The sequence below is a fragment of the Paenibacillus sp. 01T422 genome (genome assembly GCF_056398785.1).
Window position 1 is genome coordinate 1 of record NZ_JBFTQB010001189.1, and the last position, 1,527, is coordinate 1,527.

Genomic DNA, 1,527 nt, shown 5'->3' on the forward strand with positions numbered 1-1,527 from the left:
CCACTAAACAGCGCAGATTAACGGTAGTTTTTCCATCTATCCTAGCTGCGGCGCCTTAGTTGATCGCCCACTTGGTGTAACGTTAGCATTTTCCGTGAAATAGAAGTGGTTGCTCATCTTACTCGGCTGCTTGTGGCACATAGAGGAACTTGAGGGCGCTATTTGTGCCCTAATGGTCCGTTTTCCAGTTCTTGGGGAACTACAGGGCGTTATTTCTATGTGCTGGGCGGATTATCGGCCCAATTCATAGAAATAACGAACCATAGTTCCCCTTCCGCACTTGAATGGGCATATTTCGCAGAAATAGCGCCCTGTTGTTCCGCCTCGGCTCCCGCCCTTGCCCACGTCACGCTCCCGCCTCCCCCTTGCCCCCGTCACGCCCCCGCCCCCGCCCCCGCCTCTGCCTCTGCCTCTGCCTCTGCTCCCGCTCCCACCTCCGCCTCCACCTCGCCCACGTCACGCTCCCGCCTCCACCTCCACCTCCACCTCCGCCCCTGCTTCTGCTCCCGCCTCCACCTCTGCCTCAGCTCCTGCTCCTGCTCCTGCTCCTGCTCCCGCCCCTGCCCCGTCTCGCTCTCGCCCCTGCCTCTGCTCCGCCTCGCGGTATGCCGGAGACTTCCTAAGTCGCTTTGCGCTGCCAAGCGCACAAAAGGCCAACCGCAAAGTTGGCCTTTCTTTCCCACAACACGTATGCCGCTGTTCTCATCCTCATACATACAACTCTTGCAATCGCTTCGCAACGTGCTGGAACCCATAGTTGCCTTCCACAAATTTGCGCCCAGCCCTGCCTAATTCATTCGCTTTCGAAGGATTCGTAAAAATGTGGCTAATCGAATTGGCGAACGCCCACGGATCGGTATAAGCGCTAATGACGATACCATTCTTATGGTTCTTAATAATCTCGGCATTGCCCCCCCGATTGGTCGTAATAATCGGGAGGCCCGCTCCCATGGCCTCATAGTGCACTCTAGCCAGCGGCTCCTGCCACTGGGAGCTGCAGACGAACACATCCCCGAGCAGGTAGATGGAGGGAATCTTGCTTGGAGGCACAAAGTTTGTGAACACAACTCTGTCTTTCCCCAGCGAATCGCCAAGCTTTCGCAGATTCGAGATATAATCGTCTACACGATTATCGCTGAACCATTTGCTTCCGACAATGACCAGCACGGCATCATCATGCTTTTTGATGACCCGCTGCATCGCCTGCAGCAGAACATCGGCCCCTTTATTGGCGGATAGCCTCCCAACGAACAACACAACTTTTTTATTGTCGACACCGTATTTTTTACGTAATGCCTTTCTTTCGGCCTGAACATCTTCTCTCCAGATGGGTTTGTACTGCTCCAGATTGATGCCCGAATACACCGTTTTCACTTTACTTGCAGCTTCAGGGAAACGGTCCACGATCGTTTTTCCAATGTAGTTGGAGATGGACATGATGTTGTGGGCTATTTTAACCACACTACGTCCCTTGTCGTCCGGCAGTTTCTCTTTGCGGAACATCTCATTATGGCAGCTCAGAACAAC

3 protein-coding genes are annotated in these 1,527 nt (G+C 54.0%); all 3 read right to left on the reverse strand.

Translation table 11 applies throughout. The features are described from left to right. Nucleotides 1-215: 215 nt before the first annotated feature. On the reverse strand, nucleotides 216-350 hold the full coding sequence (locus AC1DUA_RS37015) for a hypothetical protein (protein ID WP_477504471.1): 135 nt from the start codon (nucleotides 348-350) through the stop codon (nucleotides 216-218). 106 nt (nucleotides 351-456) lie between these two features. Continuing rightward, complete coding sequence (locus tag AC1DUA_RS37020) at nucleotides 457-663, reverse strand: hypothetical protein (RefSeq protein ID WP_477504472.1); 207 nt, start codon at nucleotides 661-663, stop codon at nucleotides 457-459. Between the two features lie 45 nt (nucleotides 664-708). Beyond that, the coding region (locus tag AC1DUA_RS37025; protein ID WP_477504473.1) for a glycosyltransferase family 4 protein at nucleotides 709-1,527 on the reverse strand (819 nt) is incomplete at its 5' end.